This window comes from Cellulosimicrobium cellulans (genome assembly GCF_006539945.1).
Taxonomy (GTDB): domain Bacteria; phylum Actinomycetota; class Actinomycetes; order Actinomycetales; family Cellulomonadaceae; genus Cellulosimicrobium; species Cellulosimicrobium cellulans.
Genome location: NZ_BJNZ01000003.1, coordinates 19,588 through 39,515, shown reverse-complemented (window position 1 = coordinate 39,515; position 19,928 = coordinate 19,588). Strand labels below are relative to the sequence as shown.

Annotated in this window: 21 protein-coding genes; 4 read left to right on the top strand and 17 right to left on the bottom strand. The window is 74.3% G+C overall.

Annotation, left to right across the window (positions count from 1 at the left end; genetic code table 11):
• Positions 1 to 69: 69 nt before the first annotated feature.
• Both CCE02nite_RS03035 and pdxT read right to left on the bottom strand, forming a co-directional pair.
• Entirely contained in the window at positions 70 to 831 is a 762-nt protein-coding gene (locus tag CCE02nite_RS03035) for a YebC/PmpR family DNA-binding transcriptional regulator (protein WP_141388083.1), read from the bottom strand.
• A 6-nt stretch (positions 832 to 837) separates the two neighbouring features.
• A complete protein-coding gene (pdxT, locus tag CCE02nite_RS03030; protein ID WP_141388081.1) occupies positions 838 to 1,488 on the bottom strand; it encodes a pyridoxal 5'-phosphate synthase glutaminase subunit PdxT in 651 nt (216 codons plus the stop codon).
• Positions 1,489 to 1,551: 63 nt separating this feature from the next.
• On the opposite strand from pdxT, the gene CCE02nite_RS03025 reads away from it, so the two are divergent.
• Entirely contained in the window at positions 1,552 to 2,241 is a 690-nt protein-coding gene (locus CCE02nite_RS03025) for a hypothetical protein (RefSeq protein WP_141388078.1), read from the top strand.
• A 40-nt stretch (positions 2,242 to 2,281) separates the two neighbouring features.
• On the opposite strand, the gene CCE02nite_RS03020 is transcribed toward CCE02nite_RS03025, so the two are convergent.
• From CCE02nite_RS03020 to CCE02nite_RS02980, 9 genes are all read right to left on the bottom strand, one after another.
• Entirely contained in the window at positions 2,282 to 2,857 is a 576-nt protein-coding gene (locus tag CCE02nite_RS03020; protein ID WP_141388076.1) for an NUDIX hydrolase, read from the bottom strand.
• Positions 2,858 to 2,919: 62 nt separating this feature from the next.
• Positions 2,920 to 3,861: a pyridoxal 5'-phosphate synthase lyase subunit PdxS gene (gene pdxS, locus CCE02nite_RS03015; RefSeq protein WP_141388389.1), complete on the bottom strand. Its 942-nt coding sequence runs from the start codon at positions 3,859 to 3,861 to the stop codon at positions 2,920 to 2,922.
• 189 nt (positions 3,862 to 4,050) lie between these two features.
• Positions 4,051 to 4,698, bottom strand: a complete 648-nt coding sequence (locus tag CCE02nite_RS03010; protein WP_141388074.1) for a hypothetical protein — start codon at positions 4,696 to 4,698, stop codon at positions 4,051 to 4,053.
• A complete protein-coding gene (locus CCE02nite_RS03005) occupies positions 4,695 to 5,900 on the bottom strand; it encodes a glycosyltransferase family 4 protein (RefSeq protein ID WP_170227209.1) in 1,206 nt (401 codons plus the stop codon). The genes CCE02nite_RS03010 and CCE02nite_RS03005 overlap by 4 nt, the downstream gene beginning before the upstream one ends.
• Positions 5,901 to 5,902: 2 nt before the next feature.
• Positions 5,903 to 6,877, bottom strand: coding sequence for a phosphatidylinositol mannoside acyltransferase (locus CCE02nite_RS03000; RefSeq protein WP_141388069.1), 975 nt, complete (start codon positions 6,875 to 6,877; stop codon positions 5,903 to 5,905).
• Positions 6,877 to 7,539, bottom strand: coding sequence for a phosphatidylinositol phosphate synthase (gene pgsA / locus CCE02nite_RS02995; protein ID WP_141388067.1), 663 nt, complete (start codon positions 7,537 to 7,539; stop codon positions 6,877 to 6,879). The genes CCE02nite_RS03000 and pgsA overlap by 1 nt, the downstream gene beginning before the upstream one ends.
• Positions 7,539 to 8,183: an HIT family protein gene (locus tag CCE02nite_RS02990; protein ID WP_170227198.1), complete on the bottom strand. Its 645-nt coding sequence runs from the start codon at positions 8,181 to 8,183 to the stop codon at positions 7,539 to 7,541. The genes pgsA and CCE02nite_RS02990 overlap by 1 nt, the downstream gene beginning before the upstream one ends.
• A gap of 6 nt (positions 8,184 to 8,189) precedes the next feature.
• Positions 8,190 to 10,217 (bottom strand): threonine--tRNA ligase, encoded by a 2,028-nt coding sequence (thrS, locus tag CCE02nite_RS02985; protein WP_174774878.1) that lies wholly within the window; start codon positions 10,215 to 10,217, stop codon positions 8,190 to 8,192.
• Between the two features lie 132 nt (positions 10,218 to 10,349).
• Positions 10,350 to 10,529, bottom strand: coding sequence for a hypothetical protein (locus tag CCE02nite_RS02980; protein WP_141388065.1), 180 nt, complete (start codon positions 10,527 to 10,529; stop codon positions 10,350 to 10,352).
• A 154-nt stretch (positions 10,530 to 10,683) separates the two neighbouring features.
• Between CCE02nite_RS02980 and CCE02nite_RS02975 the strand changes: the two genes are divergently transcribed.
• The 3 genes from CCE02nite_RS02975 to CCE02nite_RS02965 are packed head-to-tail and all read left to right on the top strand — an operon-like array spanning position 10,684 to position 12,609.
• Positions 10,684 to 11,127 (top strand): XRE family transcriptional regulator, encoded by a 444-nt coding sequence (locus CCE02nite_RS02975; protein ID WP_141388063.1) that lies wholly within the window; start codon positions 10,684 to 10,686, stop codon positions 11,125 to 11,127.
• On the top strand, positions 11,120 to 11,524 hold the full coding sequence (locus tag CCE02nite_RS02970; protein WP_141388061.1) for a hypothetical protein: 405 nt from the start codon (positions 11,120 to 11,122) through the stop codon (positions 11,522 to 11,524). The genes CCE02nite_RS02975 and CCE02nite_RS02970 overlap by 8 nt, the downstream gene beginning before the upstream one ends.
• Complete coding sequence (locus CCE02nite_RS02965) at positions 11,521 to 12,609, top strand: hypothetical protein (RefSeq protein WP_141388059.1); 1,089 nt, start codon at positions 11,521 to 11,523, stop codon at positions 12,607 to 12,609. Before CCE02nite_RS02970 ends, CCE02nite_RS02965 begins: the two co-directional genes overlap by 4 nt.
• A gap of 93 nt (positions 12,610 to 12,702) precedes the next feature.
• Here CCE02nite_RS02965 and CCE02nite_RS02960 read toward each other — a convergent pair whose 3' ends face one another.
• The 6 genes from CCE02nite_RS02960 to CCE02nite_RS02935 form a co-directional block, all read right to left on the bottom strand.
• Positions 12,703 to 13,365, bottom strand: coding sequence for a TetR/AcrR family transcriptional regulator (locus CCE02nite_RS02960; RefSeq protein ID WP_141388057.1), 663 nt, complete (start codon positions 13,363 to 13,365; stop codon positions 12,703 to 12,705).
• Positions 13,362 to 15,152 (bottom strand): ATP-binding cassette domain-containing protein, encoded by a 1,791-nt coding sequence (locus tag CCE02nite_RS20875; protein ID WP_141388055.1) that lies wholly within the window; start codon positions 15,150 to 15,152, stop codon positions 13,362 to 13,364. The genes CCE02nite_RS02960 and CCE02nite_RS20875 overlap by 4 nt, the downstream gene beginning before the upstream one ends.
• On the bottom strand, positions 15,149 to 16,243 hold the full coding sequence (locus tag CCE02nite_RS02950) for an ABC transporter permease (RefSeq protein WP_141388053.1): 1,095 nt from the start codon (positions 16,241 to 16,243) through the stop codon (positions 15,149 to 15,151). Before CCE02nite_RS02950 ends, CCE02nite_RS20875 begins: the two co-directional genes overlap by 4 nt.
• A 128-nt stretch (positions 16,244 to 16,371) precedes the next feature.
• Positions 16,372 to 16,920 carry a CAP domain-containing protein gene (locus CCE02nite_RS02945; RefSeq protein ID WP_170227197.1) on the bottom strand — a complete coding sequence of 183 codons (549 nt, stop codon included), beginning with the start codon at positions 16,918 to 16,920 and terminating at the stop codon, positions 16,372 to 16,374.
• Complete coding sequence (locus tag CCE02nite_RS02940) at positions 16,917 to 18,233, bottom strand: UDP-glucose dehydrogenase family protein (RefSeq protein ID WP_141388049.1); 1,317 nt, start codon at positions 18,231 to 18,233, stop codon at positions 16,917 to 16,919. Before CCE02nite_RS02940 ends, CCE02nite_RS02945 begins: the two co-directional genes overlap by 4 nt.
• A gap of 81 nt (positions 18,234 to 18,314) precedes the next feature.
• Positions 18,315 to 19,892 (bottom strand): tyrosine-protein kinase domain-containing protein, encoded by a 1,578-nt coding sequence (locus CCE02nite_RS02935; RefSeq protein ID WP_141388047.1) that lies wholly within the window; start codon positions 19,890 to 19,892, stop codon positions 18,315 to 18,317.
• Positions 19,893 to 19,928: the final 36 nt, after the last annotated feature.

Here is a 19,928-nt window from a genome sequence, read left to right as displayed (position 1 = left end):
GCGCGCACCTCACCCGCCCCGCCACCCAAGGCGACCACGCCGTCGGCCTCGGCGACCGAACCGACGGGATCAGTCGTCGTTCTCGAGCTCCGCCATGACCTCGTCCGACGCGTCGAAGTTCGCGTAGACGTTCTGCACGTCGTCGCTGTCCTCGAGCGCGTCGATGAGGCGCAGGATCTTGCGCGCCCCGTCGGCGTCGACCTCGACCTCCATCGAGGGGTGCCAGATCGAGTCGGCGGAGTCGTACTCGAGGCCCGCCTCCTGGATCGCGGTGCGCACGGCGACGAGGTCGCTCGCCTCGCAGAGCACCTCGATGACCTCGCCGGAGTCGGTGACCTCCTCGGCGCCCGCCTCGAGCGCGGCGAGCATGACGTCGTCCTCGGTCACGCCGTCCGCCTTCGGCACGACGACGAGGCCCTTGCGCGAGAAGAGGTACGACACCGAGCCGGGGTCGGCGAGGTTGCCGCCGTTGCGGCTGAACGCGAGGCGGACCTCGGAGGCCGCCCGGTTCTTGTTGTCGGTGAGGCACTCGACCAGGACGGCGATGCCGTTGGGGCCGTAGCCCTCGTACATGATCGTCTGGTAGTCGACGGCGTCGGCACCCGTGCCGGAGCCGCGCTTGACGGCCCGGTCGATGTTGTCGTTGGGGACCGACGACTTCTTCGCCTTCTGGATGGCGTCGAACAGCGTCGGGTTGCCCGCGGGGTCGCCGCCGCCCGTGCGCGCCGCGACCTCGATGTTCTTGATGAGCTTCGCGAAGAGCTTGCCGCGCTTGGCGTCGATGGCCGCCTTCTTGTGCTTGGTCGTGGCCCACTTGGAATGCCCTGACATGCGTTCCTACCCCTTCGCGATTCTGACGAACAGCTCGTGCACGCGCGCGTCCCCGGAGATCTCCGGGTGGAACGAGGTGGCGAGCAGCGATCCCTGCTGGACTGCGACGATCCTACCGGCGGCGGCCGCGGGGATGCCGGGCGCCTCGTGGTCGGGGATGCGCGCGAGCACCTCGACCCCCGGTCCGACCTCCTCGACCCACGGCGCGCGGATGAACACCGCGTGCACGTCGCCCGCCCCCTCGGCCCCCGTGCGACTGCCGTCCTGCGGGGCCAGGCCGGTGAACGCGAGGTCCGTCTCGAACGAGTCGACCTGCCGGCCGAACGCATTGCGCCGGACCGTCACGTCGAGCCCGCCGAGGGTCCGCTGGTCCGCGGTGCCGCCGAGGATGCGATCGGCGAGCAGGATCATGCCCGCGCACGAGCCGTAGACCGGCAGGCCCTCGGCGATGCGGGCGCGCAGCGGCTCGTCGAGCTCGAAGATGCGCAGGAGCTTGTCGATGGTCGTCGACTCGCCCCCGGGGAGCACCAACCCGTCGACCGCGGCGAGCTCCTCGGGACGCCGTACGCCGACCGTGCGGGCACCCGCAGCCTCGAGCGCGGCGCGGTGCTCTCGCACGTCGCCCTGAAGGGCCAGGACTCCGATCGTGATCGTCACGAACGGGAATGATACGTCGCCGGCACCCTGCCCTGTCGCGGTGCGGTTGCTAGCCTCGCCGTCGTGACCACTCCGCCCGGCCCCGGACCCACACCGCCGTACCCCACGCCGCCACCGTCCGGGTACCCCGACCCCTCGAACCCGTACCCCGGCCTCCCGCCCCGTCCGCCGCGGAGCACGCGCGGCGCGACGGTCCTGATCGTGATCGGCGCGGTCCTGCTCGTGGTCGCGCTCGTCGCGGGCGTCCTCGGTGTCACGACCTTCGTGCGGGCGCTGCCCACGGGCGTGGTCGACGGCACCGGCGCCCCGGGCTCGGCCGCCCTCGCCTCCGGCGACGTCCCCGGCGAGGCGGAGGTCGCGCTGTCGGGCGACCAGCCGTACAGCGTGTGGGCGGTCGTGCCGATCGGCGCCGAGGGCTTCGACACCGACGACGTCACCGTCTCGTGCCCGGAGGGCGACCTCGAGGTGCGCCACCCCTCCGTCTCGGGGAGCTCCGGCTTCGGCTCGCACGAGGCGACGACCGTCGCCGAGGTGACGTCGCCGTCGACCCAGACCTGCACGGTGTCCGTCGCGCAGGGGGGCGCCTCGCCCGGGTCGACGTTCGTCGTCACCGAGGGGTGGAGGTTCGGCGAGTTCTTCGCGACCGTCGGCGGCACGGTCCTGCTGTGGTTCGTCGCGGTCGGCGGGGTGCTGCTGGGGCTCGGGCTCCTCGTCGGCGGCATCGTGTGGCGCGTCGTCGCCCGCCGGCCGTGACGACCGCGCGTCCTTCCACGGAGGGCACGCTGCGCAGGGCTCAGTCCTCGCGCGCGATCCCCAGGTGGTGCGTCACGCCGTCCCACCCGCCCAGCAGCGGCGCGACGAGGTCGGCCAGCCCCTCGGGGAAGACCTCGATCTCGACGCCGCGCAGGTCGTCGAGCGACCACCACCGCATCTCGTCGACGACGTCGAGCTCGACGTCGGTCCACCCCTCCCGGCTCAGCGTCCCCGCGTCCCCACCACCGCCCGAGGCGTCGTCGACGCGCGCGAGGAAGAGCACCTCGTCCTGGCGGCAGTGCTGACGGTAGAAGTCGAAGATCGCGCTCCGCGTGTAGACCGGCCCGACGAGCGCGCCCGGGTCGAGCAGGATCCCCGTCTCCTCGCGCACCTCGCGCCGCGCCGCGTCACGGTCGGACTCGCCCGCGTCGACGCCTCCGCCGATGGTGAACCACCACGAGCGCTCCGGCTGGTCCACGTCGTGCCCGCGGGCCAGGAGGATGCGGTCCGCGTCGTCCAGCAGGAGGACGCGCGCGCCCCGGCGGAAGTAGAGCCCGTCGTCCCCGAGCACCCAGTCGGGCCCCAGGGACGACGGCGCTCCGGCAGCCTCGGCCATGCTCGCGCGTCAGCCGTCCGTCGCCGGCACGACGACGGACGGACGGCCCGTGGAGCGCTCCGTCACCAGCCGCGCTCGGCGAACTGGATCGACCGCGCCGGCTCGTCGACGTTCAGGCCGACCATCGCCTCGCCCAGGCCGCGCGAGACCTTCGCGATCACGTCCGGGTCGTCGTAGAACGTCGTCGCCTTGACGATCGCGGCGGCGCGCTGCTCCGGGTTGCCTGACTTGAAGATGCCCGAGCCGACGAACACGCCCTCGGCGCCGAGCTGCATCATCATCGCGGCGTCGGCCGGCGTCGCGATGCCGCCCGCGGTGAACATGACGACGGGCAGCTTGCCCGTCGCCGCGACCTCCTTGACGAGCTCGTACGGCGCCTGGAGCTCCTTGGCCGCGACGTACAGCTCGTCCTCCGGGAGCGAGGTGAGGCGGCGGATCTCGGCGCGGATGGTGCGCATGTGCGTCGTCGCGTTGGAGACGTCGCCCGTACCGGCCTCGCCCTTCGAACGGATCATCGCCGCGCCCTCGGTGATGCGGCGCAGCGCCTCGCCGAGGTTCGTCGCCCCGCACACGAACGGGACGGTGAACTGCCACTTGTCGATGTGGTGGGCGTAGTCGGCCGGCGTGAGCACCTCGGACTCGTCGACGTAGTCCACGCCGAGCGACTGGAGCACCTGCGCCTCGACGAAGTGGCCGATGCGGGCCTTCGCCATCACGGGGATCGAGACGGCCTCGATGATCCCGTCGATCATGTCGGGGTCGGACATGCGCGAGACGCCGCCCTGGGCGCGGATGTCCGCGGGCACGCGCTCGAGGGCCATGACCGCGACGGCGCCGGCGTCCTCGGCGATCTTCGCCTGCTCGGGCGTGACGACGTCCATGATGACGCCGCCCTTGAGCATCTCCGCCATCCCGCGCTTGACCCTGGCGGTGCCGACGGCGCCGGCACCCTCCGCGGTCGCGGCGCCCGGGGCGCTCTCGGCAGGGACGTTCTGGTCGGCCACGTTGGTCACCGGTACCTCACACCTTCAGGTCAGGGGAACGTCGCGCGCACGCGCACGGGACGCCGTCGAACAGGCTCGACGGCACATGCTCCCACGCGCTCCCATCCTATCGCCGAGGCGTCCACCCGACCCCGGCCCCGAGCCTGCCCCGAGCCCGCGCGCAGAGCGCCGCCGGCGGCCCGCGGAGCGTCAGCCCGCCGTGCCCGCCGACGCCGCGGGGCGGACGAGGACGTCGGGCGCGGCGTCGTCGAGCTCGACCGTCGCGGGCATCGGGGCGTGCCCGGCGAGGTGGAACAGCCGCACCCACCACTTGCGTCGCACGCGCTGCGCCTGGGCGACGGCCTCGTTGTGGAACCGGCGCGCGAGCTGCGCGCGGTACCAGGCGGCGGAGAGCGAGCCGAGGAGCTCGTCTCCGGCAGACCCGGACCGCAGCTCGGCCACGTCGTCGGCGTCCTCGAGGGCCGAGCGGAGCGTGGCCGTGAGGTCGCTCTCGGCGAGGGCGCGCGACTCGGCCATGCCGCCCAGGAGCCGCCGGGGACGCGGCCCCTCGGGCGCCAGGCCCGGCACCTGGTCGGCGAGACGGCTCGTGTCGTCGTCGTCGTCGAGGACGGCGTGCGCCGCCTCGGCGACGAGGATCGAGCTGGCCGGGTCGAGCTCGCCGGACGCAGCCAGGTCGACGGCGGCCGACGCGCGGCGCACGAGCTGCGCGTCGAGCGCCAGGCGCGAGGCCATCACCTTGCGGTGCAGCCGGTCGAGCCGCGACGCGGCGACCCACAGGAGCCACGCCACCAGCGCCGCGACCACGAGGACGAGGACGGTGATCTCGGACCAGGTCACGGGCGGCCTCCCTCGTCGTCACGCGCCCGGCCCAGGAGGCGACCGCCCCGGCGCGAGCGCGGGTCCTCGTGGACCGGGATGACCGCCTCGGACGCCGCGAGCACGGTCTCGTAGACGGCGAGCACCTGGGCGGTCACGGCGGACCAGTCGAAGCGCCGGACGAACTCGCTGGCCCGGGCACGGTAGGCGTCGCGTCGCGGCGGGTCGGCGAGCACGTCCAGCACGGCGGCGGCGAGCGCGTCCGGGTCGCCCACCGGGAACAGCGCCCCGGCCGCGCCGTCGTCGAGCACGCGCCGGAACGCGCCGAGGTCGCTCGCGACCACGCACGCGCCGGCGCTCATCGCCTCGACGAGCACGATGCCGAAGCTCTCGCCCCCGGTCTGGGGCGCGATGTAGAGGTCGACGGACGCGAGCATGCTCGCCTTGTCCTCGTCGCTCACGCCGCCGAGGAACTCGACCGACGCGGCGTGCTCCCCCAGCGCCTCGATCGCGGCCTCGCGGCCGTCGTCGCCGCGGCCCGCGACGAGGAACCGTGCGCCGGGGACCTGCGCGAGGATGGCCGGGATCGCCGCGGCGAGCACGGGGAGGCCCTTGCGCGGCTCGTCCAGGCGGCCGAGGAAGCCGATGGTCGGCGCGTCGGGCGTGCCCTGCCACACGGGGTTCGCGGGCGCGGACTCGAACGTGTCGACGTACACCCCGTTGGGGATGACGACGGCGTCCCCGCCGAGGTGGTCGACGAGCGTGCGTCGCGCGTCCTCCGACACGGCGATGCGGGCGTCGATCTTCTCCAGGCTCTGCCGGACGAGCGGGTACGCGACCTGGAGCGCGCGCGAGCGCACGATCGACGTGTGGAACGTCCCGACGATCGGGCCCTGGGCGATCCACAGCGCGACCATGCTCAGCGACGGGTTCACGGGCTCGTGGATGTGGAGCACGTCGAACCGGCCCGCCTCGAGCCAGCGCCGGACCCGGCCTGCGGTGCGCGGACCGAACGTCACGCGCGCGACCGAGCCGTTGTACCGGACGGGGACCGCGCCACCGGCGGGTGTCAGGTAGTCCGGCACGGGCGTGTCGTCGTCGGCGGGGGCGAGCACGGAGACCTCGTGCCCCTGGGCCATGAGCGCCTCGGCGAGGTCGCGCACGTGGAACTGGACCCCGCCCGGGGCGTCGAAGGAGTAGGGGCACACGATGCCCACGCGCAGGCTCATGCGGCACGCTCCGCGTCCGGCTCGCCCGCGGCGGCCCGGGTCCGGGCGTAGCGCGCGGGGTCGAGGTCGTCGACGAACACCTTCTGGAGCATGTGCCAGTCCTCGGGGTGCTCGCGGATCGCGACGCTCAGCGCGTCCACCCAGCCCTGGGTCGCCCGCGCGACCTGCTCGGAGCGCGGGACGTCCTGCGCGATCTCCACACAGGGGAAGAAGCGGATGACGAGGCCCCACGGCGAGCCCGCCGCCCGGCGTCGCGCGCCCCGGAGCCGCTCGTAGTGGATCCCGGCCGGGACAAGCGGCGTCCCGGTGCTCACGGCGAGCGCGGCCGGCCCCGCCGCGACGCGCGCGCGGTGGCCGAACAGGTCGACCTCCACGCCCCGATGGGTGAGGTCCCGGTCGGCGAGCAGCGGGATGATCCTGCCCGGCCGGCTCGCACCACGGACGAGTTCGCGGAAGACGTCGCCGTCGCCGAGCGCGAGGATCTCCAGCCCGATCGAGTTCCGGAACGCGAGGAACTCCTCGAACAGCTCGTCGGGCTTCAGCCGCTCCGCGACGGTGAGCACGGGCGCGATGTTCGGGGTCGCGTACGCGCCCGCCAGGTCCCAGTTGCCCTGGTGCGACAGCGCGAGCACCGGGCTCCGGTCGCCGGAGAGGTGCGTCGCGAGGTTGTCGAGCCCCTCGACCCGCACCCGGGCCCGGACCCGCTCCGGCGTCCAGGCGGGCAGGGTGAACGCCTCGCGGTAGTACCGCATGTACGAGCGCATGCCCGCGCGCGAGAGCCGGCGCAGCGCGCGCGGCGAGAGCTCCGGGCGCACCCGGGCGAGGTTGCGCTCGAGCTGGCGCACTCCCCCGCCGTGCAGGAGCCAGGTCATGTCCGCGATCGCGCTGAACAGCCCGCGCAGGACCGGTTCGGGGACCTTGCGCGCGTTGCGCCAGGCGAACGTGAACGCCTTGCCGGCGTCGAGGGCCATCAGCGACCGTCCTCCTTCTCCTCGGTGCGCGTGGTCACGAGGGCGAGCGCCTGGCGGCGCACGGTGGCCACGCGCTGCACGACCGTGACCGCGCTCGCGAGGGCGAGCAGCCCCAGGACGACGACGAGCACGACGGGCGGCACCCCCAGCCCCACGATCCCGGCGGCGACGAGCGCGGCGACGAGCCGGTCCGCGCGCTCGGCGATCCCGACCTGCGCGGTCATGCCGACGCTCTCCGCACGGGCGCGCGCGTACGGCACGACCGCGCCGAGCGCGAGGCACGCGAGCGCGACGCCGGTCCCCCAGGCGGCGAGGTCGGGCGTCAGTCGCGGGTCGTCGGCCCGCACGAACCACAGCGTGAGCCCCACGAACACGGCGGCGTCGGCGAGCCGGTCGAGCGTCGAGTCGAGGAACGCGCCCCAGGGCCCCGACCGGCCCGCGCGGCGCGCCATGACGCCGTCGAGCACGTCGGCGAAGGCGCAGACCATGACGACCATGACCCCGGCGAACAGGTGGCCCGTCGGGAAGAGCCACAGGGCGCCGACGACGACGCCGAGGGTACCGGCGACCGTCACCGCGTCCGGGCTCACGCCGAGGCGGAGCAGCAGCGCGGCGAGCGGGGTGAACAGGCGCGTGGTGAGCGCGCGCAGACGGCCGAACATCAGGCGGTTCCCTCCGCGGGGACGTCGGGTCGGGCGGACGGCCACGCCGCGGCGAGCCGCGCCCGCGTGTCCGCGAGCAGCTCGGGCACGGCCTTGGTCTGCGCGACGATCGGCAGGAAGTTCGCGTCGCCCGACCAGCGCGGCACGACGTGCTGGTGCAGGTGGGCGGCGATGCCGGCCCCGGCGACCGCGCCCTGGTTCATGCCGAGGTTGAACCCGTCGGGCGCCGACACGGCGCGCACGACGCGCATCGCGGTCTGCGTGAGGTGCGCGACCTCGACCGTCTCCGCCTCCGTGAGGTCCGTGTAGTCGGACACGTGGCGGAAGGGCACGACCATGAGATGGCCCGGGTTGTACGGGTAGAGGTTGAGCACGACGTACGCGGTCTCGCCGCGCGCGACGATCAGCCCGTCCTCGTCCGACCGGTCCGGGATGCGGCAGAACGGGCACTGACCGCGCGAGTCGTCGGCGGGCTTGTCCTGGCCGCCGATGTACACCATCCGGTGCGGCGTCCAGAGCCGGTCGAGGCCGTCGTCGAACCGCGGATGGGCGTCCGGGAGCTCGACGGCCGGCCTGTGGTCGGGGTCGCCGCCCGGCGCGGCCGCGTCGGCCGCGCCGGGCGACCCCGTGCGCTCGTCGCTCACGCGTCGTCAGACCTGGACGCGGTCGCGGACGGCGGTGACGATGCGCTCGACCGCCTCGGCGACCGGCACGCCGTTGTCCTGGCGGCCGTCGCGGTACCGGAACGACACGGCGCCGGCCTCCGCGTCCTCGCCGCCCGCGATGAGGACGAACGGCACCTTGCGCGTGCTCGCGTTGCGGATCTTCTTGCCGAACCGGTCGTCGGAGTAGTCGACCTCGGCGCGGATCCCCTGGGCCTTGAGCTGCTCGACGACGTCGGCCACGTAGTCGTTGAACGGCTCCGCGACCGGGACCGCGACGACCTGGACGGGCGCGAGCCACGCCGGGAACGCGCCCGCGTAGTGCTCGACGAGGATCCCGAAGAACCGCTCGATCGAGCCGAACAGCGCGCGGTGGATCATCACCGGGCGCTGACGCGTGCCGTCGGACGCCGTGTACTCGAGCTCGAACAGCTCCGGCTCGAAGAAGTCGAGCTGGATCGTCGAGAGCTGCCACGTGCGGCCGATCGCGTCCTTCGCCTGGACCGAGATCTTCGGGCCGTAGAACGCCGCACCGCCCGGGTCGGCGACGAGCTCGAGGCCCGACTCCGTCGCGACCTGGCGCAGGATCTCGGTCGCCTCCTCCCACGTGGCGTCGTCCCCGACCGACTTCTCCGGGTCGCGTGTCGACAGCTCGAGGTAGAAGTCCTCGAGGCCGTAGTCGCGCAGGAGGTCGAGGACGAACGTGAGCGTCGTGGACAGCTCGTCCTTCATCTGCTCGCGCGTGCAGTAGATGTGCGCGTCGTCCTGCGTGAAACCGCGCGCGCGGGTCAGGCCGTGCACGACGCCCGACTTCTCGTACCGGTACACCGTGCCGAACTCGAACAGCCGCAGTGGCAGCTCCCGGTACGAGCGGCCCCGGGAGTTGAACACCAGGTTGTGCATCGGGCAGTTCATCGGCTTGAGGTAGTAGTCCTGGCCGGCGCGCTTGACGTTGCCCTCGTCGTCGAGCTCCTCGTCCAGGTGCATGGGCGGGTACATGCCGTCCGCGTACCAGTCGAGGTGGCGCGACGTCTGGAAGAGGTTCGCCTTGGTGATGTGCGGCGTGCTGACGAACGAGTAGCCCGCCTCCACGTGCCGCTTGCGCGAGTACTCCTCCATCTCCATGCGGATCGTCGCGCCGTTGGGGTGGAAGACCGGCAGGCCCGAGCCGATCTCCTCCGGGAAGGAGAAGAGGTCGAGCTCGTTGCCGAGGCGGCGGTGGTCGCGGCGCTCGGCCTCCGCGAGACGGTCGAGGTACGCCTTGAGCTCGTCCTTCGTCGGCCACGCCGTGCCGTAGATGCGCTGGAGCTGGGGGTTCTTCTCGCTGCCGCGCCAGTAGGCGGCCGCCGAGCGCATGAGCTGGTAGCCGTTGCCGATCAGGCGCGTGCTCGGCAGGTGCGGGCCACGGCACAGGTCCTTCCAGACCACCGTCTCGCTCTCCCGCCCGGCGCCGCGCACGTTGTCGTAGATCGTCAGCTCGCCGCCGCCGACCTCGACGCTCGCACCCTCGGTGTCGTCGGCCGCGCCGCCCTTGAGCCCGATGAGCTCGAGCTTGTACGGCTCGTGGGCGAGCTCGGCGCGCGCCTCGTCCTCCGTCACGACCCGGCGACGGAAGGTCTGGCCCTCCCGGATGATCCGGGACATCGCCTTGTCGAGGGCCTTGAGGTCCTCGGGGGTGAACGGCGTCTCGACGTCGAAGTCGTAGTAGAAGCCGTCCGTGATGGGCGGGCCGATGCCGAGCTTCGCGTCGGGGTTGACCTGCTGGACGGCCTGGGCGAGCACGTGCGCGGCCGAGTGCCGCAGCACCGCGAGGCCGTCGGGCGAGTCGATGGTCACGCCCTCGACCACGTCGCCGTCGGCGACCGGGGTGTCGAGGTCCCTGAGGACGCCGTTGACCCGGATCACGACGACGTCGCGACGGGCGGCGAACAGGTCCGTGCCCGTCGTGCCCGTCGTCACCGTGGTCTCCTCGGCGTCGAGGGTGATGGTGAGGGGTGACGAGACGACGTCAGACACGTCCGTGCTCCGATCTGCTGGCGGGAGGCGCGCGGCGCGCGCCCGGTCGAGGTCCTGCGGCCGGCGGGCCCTGCCCGACAGCACGAAGGGCGCCGTCGTGGACGGCGCCCCTCGATCGTACCGACCCGCAGCTCAGTCGTTGGCCTCCTTGGCCTTCTCGGCCAGGGTGTCGACGTGCTGGTCGACCGAGTCCGGTGCGACGGACTTGATCTTCTCCGCGACGTCGTCGATGCGGTCGTCGGTGAGGAACTCCTTGGCCTTGCCGAGAAGGTCGCCGAGGCCCCCCTCGTCCTTCGGTGTCTGCTCGCTCATGTCGGGCTCCCTCGAGGATGGTCTGCGCGCGTCCCGCGCCGGGCGCCGGGCCGTTCCCGCGCCCGTCCGGAACGCTACCCGCGCCCGCGGCGCCGCGCGACGCGACGTGGTGCTCCCGTGCCGGCCCGGGCCGCAGCCTGTCACAATCGTCGCCATGGACGACGACGTGGCACCCGGCGAGCGGACGGCGCGGGTCTTCCGCCGCCGGCTCAACGAGCTCTTCGCACGCGGGCGCGGCGGGCGGCCCGTGACGAACCGCGAGGCCGCCCAGTGGATGACGGAACGCGGGTACTCGATCAACGAGGCCTACCTCAGCGCGCTGCGCGGCGGGCACCGCTCCTCGCCCAGCCTGCGCGTCGTCGAGGGCATCGCCGCGTTCTTCCACGTCAGCACGGGCAGCCTCGTCGACCCCGAGGAGGACCCCGACGACCGGCTCCGGGCCGCGCTCGCCGACGAGGGCGTCGAGCAGTTCGCGCTGCGCGCCCAGGGCCTGTCGCCCGAGAACGTCCGGGCGATCATCGAGATCGTCGACCGCGTGCGCCGCCTGGAGCACCTCCCGCCCGTGACCCCGCACGTCCCGGACGGCGACCGTGGATGACCTGCTGCGCACCGCGGGCCTGGACCGCGCCCGCAGCATCGAGGAGGCGTGCCGCCTGGTCGCGGCGGTGCGCGGCCGGCCCCTCGAGGTCGTCGAGGGAGACCTCGGCCCGGGCGTGACCGGGCTCTGGCTCGCCTTCCCCGAGCGCGACCTCGTGCTCGTCGACGCCCGCCAGACCCTCGCCGGCCAGCACCGCGACCACGTCGTCGCGCACGAGCTCGTCCACGTGCTCGACGCGGCGGCGACGGCGGGTGCGCCGCGCGTCGGAGCGTGCCGGGACGGGTACGCGGACCCGGACGAGCTGCGCGTCGAGCGCCTCGCGAGCGAGCTCATGATCTCGATCGCCTCGCACGGGAGCTCGGCGCGCCGTCTCACGTCCCTGGAGCTGTACCGGTGAGCCACGCGCTCGAGCTCCTCGCCGTGGCGCTCTTCGCCACCGCCGCGGCCTGGACCGGCCTGCGTGCTCGCACGCGCGCCGACGCGGCCCTCCCGATCGGCCTGGGCTTCGTCGCGGTCGCCTGCGCGCTGCGGGTCCCCGCGGTCGCCGACCTGCTCAAGGAGCACGCACCCGCCGGCACGCACGAGGTCGCCAAGCACGTCGCGCTCGTCACCGGCTGCCTCTTCGTCGGGGTGTGGGCGTACAGCGCCACCACCGGCCGGGCACCGCGCACCCGGCACGTGGCGCTCGCGGCCACGGGCGTCGGGGCCGCCATGGTGGTGCTCGCCGCGACGAGCGGCCCCTGGACGACCCACGACCTCGACGCGCAGGTCCACGACCGCCCTCTCATGTGGGGCTACTGGGCGCTCTACTACGGGACGTTCGTGACGGCGACCGCGACCTTCGCCGTCTCGTGCCTGCGCACGCGCTCGCAGCGACCGCTGCGCCTGCGCTGGGGCATGGACGTGGCGGGGGCGGGCGCCGTCGTCGCCGTGGCCTGGGCCGTCGTGAGCTTCGTGGCGATGGTGCAGCACGAGCCGGGCAGCACGGAGCCGTACCTCGTCCTGGGCCTGCGCACGCGGTACCTCGTGCTCGCGGCGACCGTCCTGCTCACCGTCGGCATCGTGGGCCAGCTCGCGTCGTCCGCCGCCTTCGCGCGCGAGCGCCGCCGCGACCTCGGCCACCTCCACACGTTCCTCCGGGCGGTCGTGGGCGACGGCGGTCTGCGCGGGTCGAGCGCCGCCGTGGACGAGTACCACCGGACCATCGAGATCTTCGACGGCCTCACCACGCTCGCCCTCCACTCGCGCCGCGACGACGTGGACCACGTGCGGATCGCCGTCCCGGGGAGCCCGCGCGAGGTGATCCTCGCCTACCAGCTCCAGGTCGCAGCGATCCGCAAGACCCGGGGCGACGCGCCGAGCCTCGATCCTGACGACTGGTCCGCCCTCCTCGCGGACGACGACGCGCTGCGTCGGCTGGGGCGCGCGCTGCGCGACCGGACGAACCGGGAGGGGACGACCCGCGTCCTCGCGGGCGTCTGAGACGGGCCGCCGTGGCTCGACGCCAAGCTCCCCCTGCGCGCTTGGCCCCGCGCCGAGCCTCGGCCGGCGGGGCTCAACCTACAGACAGACGACCTATGGCGCAACATACCTCGCAGTTGAATTCTCAACGTTTCCGCCGGTGCGCGAGTCCTCGGTCACGGCTCCCGGGAGCGGACCGGTGAGGTAGCCCTGGATCGTCGGACCGACCGCCCCGACCACCGTCTCCGCCGGAGCCCCCGCGAGCGGCTCGACCCGGAGCACGTACCGCGCGACGACCAGCCCGGCGAGCTGGCTCGCCATGAGCGCGCTCCGCCACGCGGCCCGGTGCGGGTCCGGCTCGCTCCGCGCCACCGTGGGTCGCACGACCCACGCCAGCACGAGCTCGCGCAGCATGCGCGCCGCCCGCTCGGAGCTCGTCGCCGAGCGCAGGAGCGCGAGCGCGACCCGCCCGCGCGGCGAGTCCCAGGCACGCAGGAGCGTGCGGACGACGTGCTCGCCCAGGCGTGCCTCGCCGTCGGGCGCGCCGTCGAGGAGGAGCTCGCGCGGGTCGAAGGGCACGTCGACCGCGGCCTGGAAGAGCCTCTCCTTCGTGCCGAACCAGTGGTGGACCATCGCGGCGTCGACGCCCGCCCGCGTGGCGATGGCGCGGACGGTCGCGCGGTCGTAGCCGTGCTCCGCGAACGCGTCCCGCGCGGCCGACAGGATGTCGGCGCGCGTGTCCGAGCGACCCGGGCGTCGCCCTCGCCGCCCGCTCACGCCGCACCCGCCGGGGTCGCGGACGCGCGGTCCACGAGCACCATGGTCTCCTCGAGCGTCGCGGGCACGACGTCGCACGTCGCGGCGACGCCCGTCGCGGCGAGCGCGTCCCGGACCGCCGCGGGGGGCGTCCCCGCCACGCGCGTCGCGCGGCCGTCGAGCATCACGGGCAGGCCCGCGGCGTCGAGCGCCGCGAACGTCGCCTGCCAGTCCCGGGACCGCACGACGACCGCCTCGCGGCCGCCCACGACGTCGGCGACCGTGCCCTCGGCCACGACGCGCCCGCGCGACAGGACGTGCAGGCGGTCGCACTGCTCGGCCTCCTGGAGGTGGTGCGTCGTCACGAGGACGCCGACGCCCGCGTCGGCCTGCTCGTGGATCGCGTCCCAGGCGCGGGCCCGCGCGAGCGGGTCGACGCCGGACGTCGGCTCGTCGAGGACGAGAAGACGCGGCGCGTGCAGCAGGGCGCAGTGGAACGCGAGCTGGCGCCGACGCCCCAGCCCGATCTCCGCGACGGGCCGACGGCGGACGGCCGCGAGCGCCGGCGGGAGCGCGGGGACGTCCCGCACCCCGTACACCGCCGCCACGAACCGGACGTTCTCCTCGACGCTCAGGTCGCCGGAGAGCCCGAGGCTCTGCGGGACGTAGCCGACCGACCGGCGGCCCGCACGGTCCGGCGGTGCGCCGAGGACCTCGACCCGGCCTCCGTCGAGCCGGTCGAGGCCGAGGACCATGCGCAGGAGCGTCGTCTTGCCCGCGCCGTTCGCGCCGAGCAGGCCCACCACCTCGCCGGGGCGCACGACGAGGGAGACGTCGTCGACGGCCACGACGTCCCCGAACCGCCGCCGGGCACCCTCGACCCGCACGAGGGACGCGTCCGGCGCGGCCGCGGCTCCCGCCGGCTGGTCCGTGCGGGGTCTCGCCGGGCTCGCCCCGTCGTCGGCGTCGGCGGTGCCGGGCGTGCCGCGACCGAGCGTGAGGGCCACGACGGCGTCCTCCAGGTCGGCGTGCACGGTGCCCCCCGACGGGGCGGGCGCGCCGTCGGGCCACCAGGTGTGGAACATCGGGCCGCGGCGCCACGTCCGCCCGTCGCGGCCCGCCGGGGGGACGGACGCGACCGTGATCCGCCCGGGCGCGGCGACGCGCACCTCGTCGGGCGTCCCCGCGGCGAGCACCGTGCCCGCGTCGAGCACGACGACGTCGGCGGCCCGCTCGGCCTCGTCGAGGTACGTCGTCGTGACGAGGACCGCCGTGCCGGACGCCGCCGACTCCGCGACGAGCCGCCACAGCTCGACGCGGCTCACGGGGTCCACCCCGGTGCTCGGCTCGTCGAGGAGCAGGACGTCGGGCTCGTGCAGCATCGCGAGGCACACGCCGAGCTTCTGGCGCATCCCCCCGGAGAGCTGCGACCCGAGCCGGCCGCGCGCCTCGGCGAGCCCCGCCCGCTCGAGCAGCTCGTCCGCGCGCCGTTCCCGGCGCGCGGTCGGCACGCGGTACGCGTCGCCGACGAGCTCGACGTTCTCCGCGACGGTCAGCGCCGGCCAGACGCCGCTGGAGGACGGCTGGTAGCCGACGCGGTCGCGGGGCGGGACGTCCACGGCGCCGGCGGCGACCGGTGCCTGCCCGAGCAGCGCGCGCACGAGCGTGGTCTTGCCCGCCCCGTCGCCCCCCACGGCCGAGGTGACCTGCCCGCGCGGGAGGTCGAGGTCCACGCCGGCGAGGGCGTGCACCACGTGCCCGTGCCCGGTGCGGAAGATGACGTCGAGACCGCGCGCGCCCCAGGTCATCGGACCGCTCCGCGCGCCGCGGGCGTCGCGGTCGCAGGCGCGGCCGAGCGGCGTCGGCGGTGCTCCCGCGCGGGCGAGAGCTCGCGCGAGAGGCGCAGGACGGCCAGGCCGAACACGACCACGGCCATCACCGCGAGCACGACGAGCGGCAGCCACAGCGCGGACCACGACGCCCCACGGACCATGACGCCCTGGGAGACCTCGGTGAACCACGTGAGGGGCAGGAGGTACCCGATCCAGCGCACCCCGGCCGCCATGGCGTCGAGCGGGAAGATCATGCCCGAGAGGAGGACCTGCGGGAGCATCGTCATGAGCGCGACCTGCACCGCCTGCCCGGTGGTCTGCGACACGGTCGAGATGAGCGCGCCGATGCCGAGGACGACGAAGAGGAACAGGGCCGCGCCCACGACGAACGGTCCGACGGGGCCCGCGAACGGCACGTCGAAGATCCACATGCCGAGCAGCGTCACGGCGACCATGTCCAGGCACGCCAGCAGGAAGTAGGGCGTGATCTTCCCGAGGATCACGGCGGCGGGGCCGAGCGGCATCACCGCGAGCTGCTCGAACGTCCCTGCCTCGCGCTCCTTGACGAGCCCGATCGACGTGATGATCGTCCCGATGAACGTGAGGATGAGGCCGATCAGCGCCGGCACCATCACCCACGAGGTGTCGAGGTCGGGGTTGAAGAGGATCTCCGAGTCCACCGCGTCCCCGAGGGAGGCGACGAGCACCTTCGCCGACTGCGCGGCGAACAGGTTGGAACCGTCGATGTAGACCGTCGGCCGGCCGTCGCCCGGGGCCGGCGCGACGACCGCGACGTCGCTGCGGTCGTCGCGCAGCGCGGCGCGGGCGTCGGAGTCCGTGCCTGCGGGGTCCACGCTCACGACGTCGAGCGCGTCCGCAGCGGCAGGGTTCGCCTCGATCGCGTCCACCGCGCGCTCGGCGCCCGGCCCGACGGCCGTGACGGACAGCGTCTCGACCGTGAAGTTCGCCGCGAACCCGAACACCACGAGCAGCAGCAGCGGCATCCCGACGAGCATCGCGACGGTGCGCCGGTCGCGGCGCAGCTCGCGGAACTCCTTGACGACCATCGCGCGCACGATGCCTCCCGGTCCTGCCCGCGCCTCACCGTGCGGACAGATTCATCACCCGTTGAAAAGGACGCTAGGACGCGGCGGCCGAGGGGTCAAGGGCGTGCGGAGCGGGGGTCGGGTCGCGGTCAGCCGAGGAACACCTGTGCGCAGACGAGGCCGCCGGCGCCCTCGGTGGCGTCCTCGACGCACGCGACGCCGACGGATGTCAGCGTCGGGTCCAGGAGGTTCGCCCGGTGCCCGTGGGACCCCATCCACGCGTCGACGACCGCGGCCGGCTCGGCGGAGGACCGGCTGAGGTTCTCCGCCGCGGTGCCCCGCGGAGGAGCGCAGGCGGTCACGACCTCGTCGAGGGGTGCGTGCTCGAGCGGGACGCCGACGAGCGCCGTGGCACGGGACAGCGCCTCCTCGGCCGCGCAGCCGTTCTCCTGCAACCGGGGCACCCCCGCCTCGACGCGTTCCTCCTGCGTCTCCGCCAGCAGCCGGGAGGCGTACTCCGTCGGCTCCCAGGGCTGCGCCGCCGAGGGGTCGGCGGCTCTCGGAGCCCCGCGCCCACCGTCGTCGCCCGGCGCGCAGGCCCCGAGGGACAGGCTCACGAGCGTCGTCACCAGCACCGCGAACCTGCGCGCACCGGCGCGGGTCCCGGAGCCGACGCGCGCCGCCGGGACGCCGTTCACCGCCGGCCGAGCGCGCGGTACGTCCACCCCGCCTCGCGCCACAGGGTCGCGTCGAGCGCGTTGCGGCCGTCGACGACGCGGGGGGCCGCCACGAGGCCGTACAGCTTGCCCGGGTCCAGCTCCCGGTACTCCTGCCACTCCGTGAGGACCAGCACGGCGTCCACGCCGTCCACCGCCTCCTCGACGGTCTCGGCGAAGCCCAACGAGGGGGCCTTGGCGCGCGCGTTGGCCAGCGCGCGCGGGTCGGTCACCACGACGCGCGCGCTCCGACGGTGCAGCCGCTCCGCGACGTCGAGCGCCGGAGAGTCGCGGACGTCGTCGCTGTCCGGCTTGAACGCCGCGCCCAGGACGGCGACGCGCGCGCCGGCCAGCGGGCGTCCGTCGAGCACGCCGACCGTGAGGTCGACCATGCGCTCGCGTCGGCGCAGGTTGATCGAGTCGACCTCGCGCAGGAAGCTCACCGCGGGGTCGGCGTGCAGCTCCTCGGCCCGCGCCATGAACGCGCGGATGTCCTTCGGCAGGCAGCCGCCGCCGAACCCGAGGCCGGCGTTGAGAAAGCGCCGCCCGATCCGCTCGTCGAGGCCGATCGCGTCGGCGAGGAGCGTCACGTCTCCCCCGGCGACCTCGCACAGCTCCGCCATCGCGTTGATGAAGGAGATCTTCGTGGCGAGGAAGGAGTTCGCCGCGACCTTGACGAGCTCGGCCGTCGCCCGGTCGACCACGAGCCGCGGCGTGCCGTCTCCGAGCGCCGCGGCGTAGACGGCGTCGAGCGCCTCGACGGCACGAGCGCCCGCGGCGTCGTCGGGGACGCCGTAGACGAGCCGGTCGGGTCGCAGCGTGTCCTGGACGGCGAACCCCTCGCGCAGGAACTCGGGGTTCCAGACGAGCGTTGAGGTGGGACGGACGGCGGCGAGCTCGTCCGCGAGCCGCGCGGCCGTGCCCACGGGGACCGTCGACTTGCCCACCACGACCGCGTCCGCGGCGAGGTGCGGCACGAGCGACCGGAAGGCCGCGTCGACGGACGACAGGTCGGCGGCGTACGAGTCGGCGCGCTGGGGCGTCCCCACGCACAGGAAGTGGACCTCGGCGTCGGCCGCCGCGGCGATGTCGGTCGTGAACGCGAGCCGCCCGGAGGCGATCGCCTCCGCGAGCAGCCCGTCGAGCCCCGGCTCGTAGAACGGCGCCCGCCCGTCGTGCAGCGCGGCGACCTTCCTCGCGTCGACGTCCACCCCGACCACGTCGTGGCCCAGCGTCGCCATGCACGCCGCGTGCACCGCTCCCAGGTAGCCGCAACCGATCACCGAGATCCTCATGTGCTCCCCCTGCTCGCACGTCGGTCGTCACCTGTCGGCGCGGTCGTGGCCGACCGCTGCGGCCGCCGGTCGACCGCCGTCCTACTTCTTCCGCGGCACCACCACGTCGTCGAACGACCGGACGGGCCCGGACGGCACCGCGGCCGGGAACCCGCGGTCCGCGACCGGAGGCGGCGGAGGCGGCGGGCCCTCGCCGCCGGGCGGCTCGGCACCTCCCGGTGCGGCCGCGGCCGCACCACGCCGTGCGCGCTGGTGCGCTCGCCCCTTGCGGTCGGCGAGACGTCCCGACCGGGTGGGCGGACCGGTCTCCGCCACGTACTCGTAGTACCCGTACTCGTGCGCGCCCGGGCCCTTGACGGGCACACGGTTGACGACCACCCCGAGCAGCCGCACGCCCACCGTGCCGAGCGCCGAGAGGGCGGTCTCCAGCTGGTTGCGGTGCACCGTCCCCGCCCCGACGACGAGGATGGCGCCCCCGACCGCTCTCGCGAGGATCGCCGCGTCGGTCACCGGGAGCAGCGGAGGGGTGTCGATCACGATCGCGTCGTACTCCGCCCGGAGGCGGTCGAGCAGGTCGGCCATCGGGGCGGCGCCGAGCAGCTCGCTCGGGTTCGGGGGCACCTGTCCCGCGGCGATCACGTCGAGGTTGCCGTTGCCCCACGGCTGCACCGCGTCCTCGACCCCGACCTTGCCGATGAGGACCGTGGTGAGCCCGACCGAGCCCTCGATCGCCATGTACCGGGCGACGGAGGGCCGGCGGAGGTCGGCGTCGACGAGGACCACACGCTGGCCCGCGTCCGCGAGGGTGATCGCCAGGTTGATGCTCGTCGTCGTCTTGCCCTCGCCCGGCAGGGCCGACGTCATGACGTACGTGCGGGCGGCCGGCCCGAGCTCGAGGAACTGCAGGTTCGTGCGCAGCCGGCGGAACGACTCGGCCCGGATCGCCTTCGGCGACTCCTGCACGATGAGCGGGTGCTGCGGCGCGTCCTCCTCGTACCCGATGACGCCCAGCACGGGTGTGTCCGTCACGTCCTCGACGTCGGCGGTCGACCGGACGCGCGTGTCCAGGAGCTCGCGCACCACCGCGACCGCGACGCCGAGCGCGAGACCGATCACGAGACCGAGCGTCAGATTGAGCCGGACGTCGGGTGACGAGGGCGCGGCGGGCACGGCGGCCGTCCGGACGGTGCTGATCCGCACCGGTGAGTCCCCGCCGGCGGCCGGGGTCTCGAGCTCGGCGACGACGTCGGCGAGCGAACCCGCCACGGCGTTCGCGACGTCGGCCGCCAGCTGGGGCGACTCGTCGGTCGCGGTGACGTTGATGAGCGACGTGTCCATCGGGGACTCGGCACGGATCCGGCCGGCGAGCGTCCCCGTGTCGTCGGCGAGGCCGAGCTCCTCGATGACGGGCTCGAGCACGCGCGGCGTCGACACGAGCTCCGTGTAGGACTTCACCTGCCGCACCGTGAAGTTGGACCCCTGCAGCAGGTCCGTGGTGCTGTCGGAGCCCTGCACCGAGACGTACACCTGCGACCGCGCGGAGTAGGTGGGGGTCGCCGCGAGGGAGAGCACCGCCGCGACGCCGAGGCACGCCACCACGAGCACCGCCACGGTCACCCACCGCTTGCGCAGCAGCGTGATGTACTCCCTCAGCCCCATCGTCGCCCCCTCACGCGCGCCGCTCCCCCTGAGCGG

What these genes read in the sequence shown, in the direction of transcription:
- CCE02nite_RS02975 (WP_141388063.1), top strand. Translation starts at nt 10,684, where the DNA reads ATGGACGACGACGTGGCACCCGGCGAGCGGACGGCGCGGGTCTTCCGC.
- CCE02nite_RS03035 (WP_141388083.1), bottom strand. Translation starts at nt 831, where the DNA reads ATGTCAGGGCATTCCAAGTGGGCCACGACCAAGCACAAGAAGGCGGCC.
- CCE02nite_RS02950 (WP_141388053.1), bottom strand. Translation starts at nt 16,243, where the DNA reads ATGGTCGTCAAGGAGTTCCGCGAGCTGCGCCGCGACCGGCGCACCGTC.
- CCE02nite_RS02980 (WP_141388065.1), bottom strand. Translation starts at nt 10,529, where the DNA reads ATGAGCGAGCAGACACCGAAGGACGAGGGGGGCCTCGGCGACCTTCTC.
- CCE02nite_RS02940 (WP_141388049.1), bottom strand. Translation starts at nt 18,233, where the DNA reads ATGAGGATCTCGGTGATCGGTTGCGGCTACCTGGGAGCGGTGCACGCG.
- CCE02nite_RS20875 (WP_141388055.1), bottom strand. Translation starts at nt 15,152, where the DNA reads ATGACCTGGGGCGCGCGCGGTCTCGACGTCATCTTCCGCACCGGGCAC.
- pgsA (WP_141388067.1), bottom strand. Translation starts at nt 7,539, where the DNA reads ATGTTCGGCCGTCTGCGCGCGCTCACCACGCGCCTGTTCACCCCGCTC.
- CCE02nite_RS02935 (WP_141388047.1), bottom strand. Translation starts at nt 19,892, where the DNA reads ATGGGGCTGAGGGAGTACATCACGCTGCTGCGCAAGCGGTGGGTGACC.
- CCE02nite_RS03000 (WP_141388069.1), bottom strand. Translation starts at nt 6,877, where the DNA reads ATGGCCCTCGACGCCGGCAAGGCGTTCACGTTCGCCTGGCGCAACGCG.
- CCE02nite_RS03020 (WP_141388076.1), bottom strand. Translation starts at nt 2,857, where the DNA reads ATGGCCGAGGCTGCCGGAGCGCCGTCGTCCCTGGGGCCCGACTGGGTG.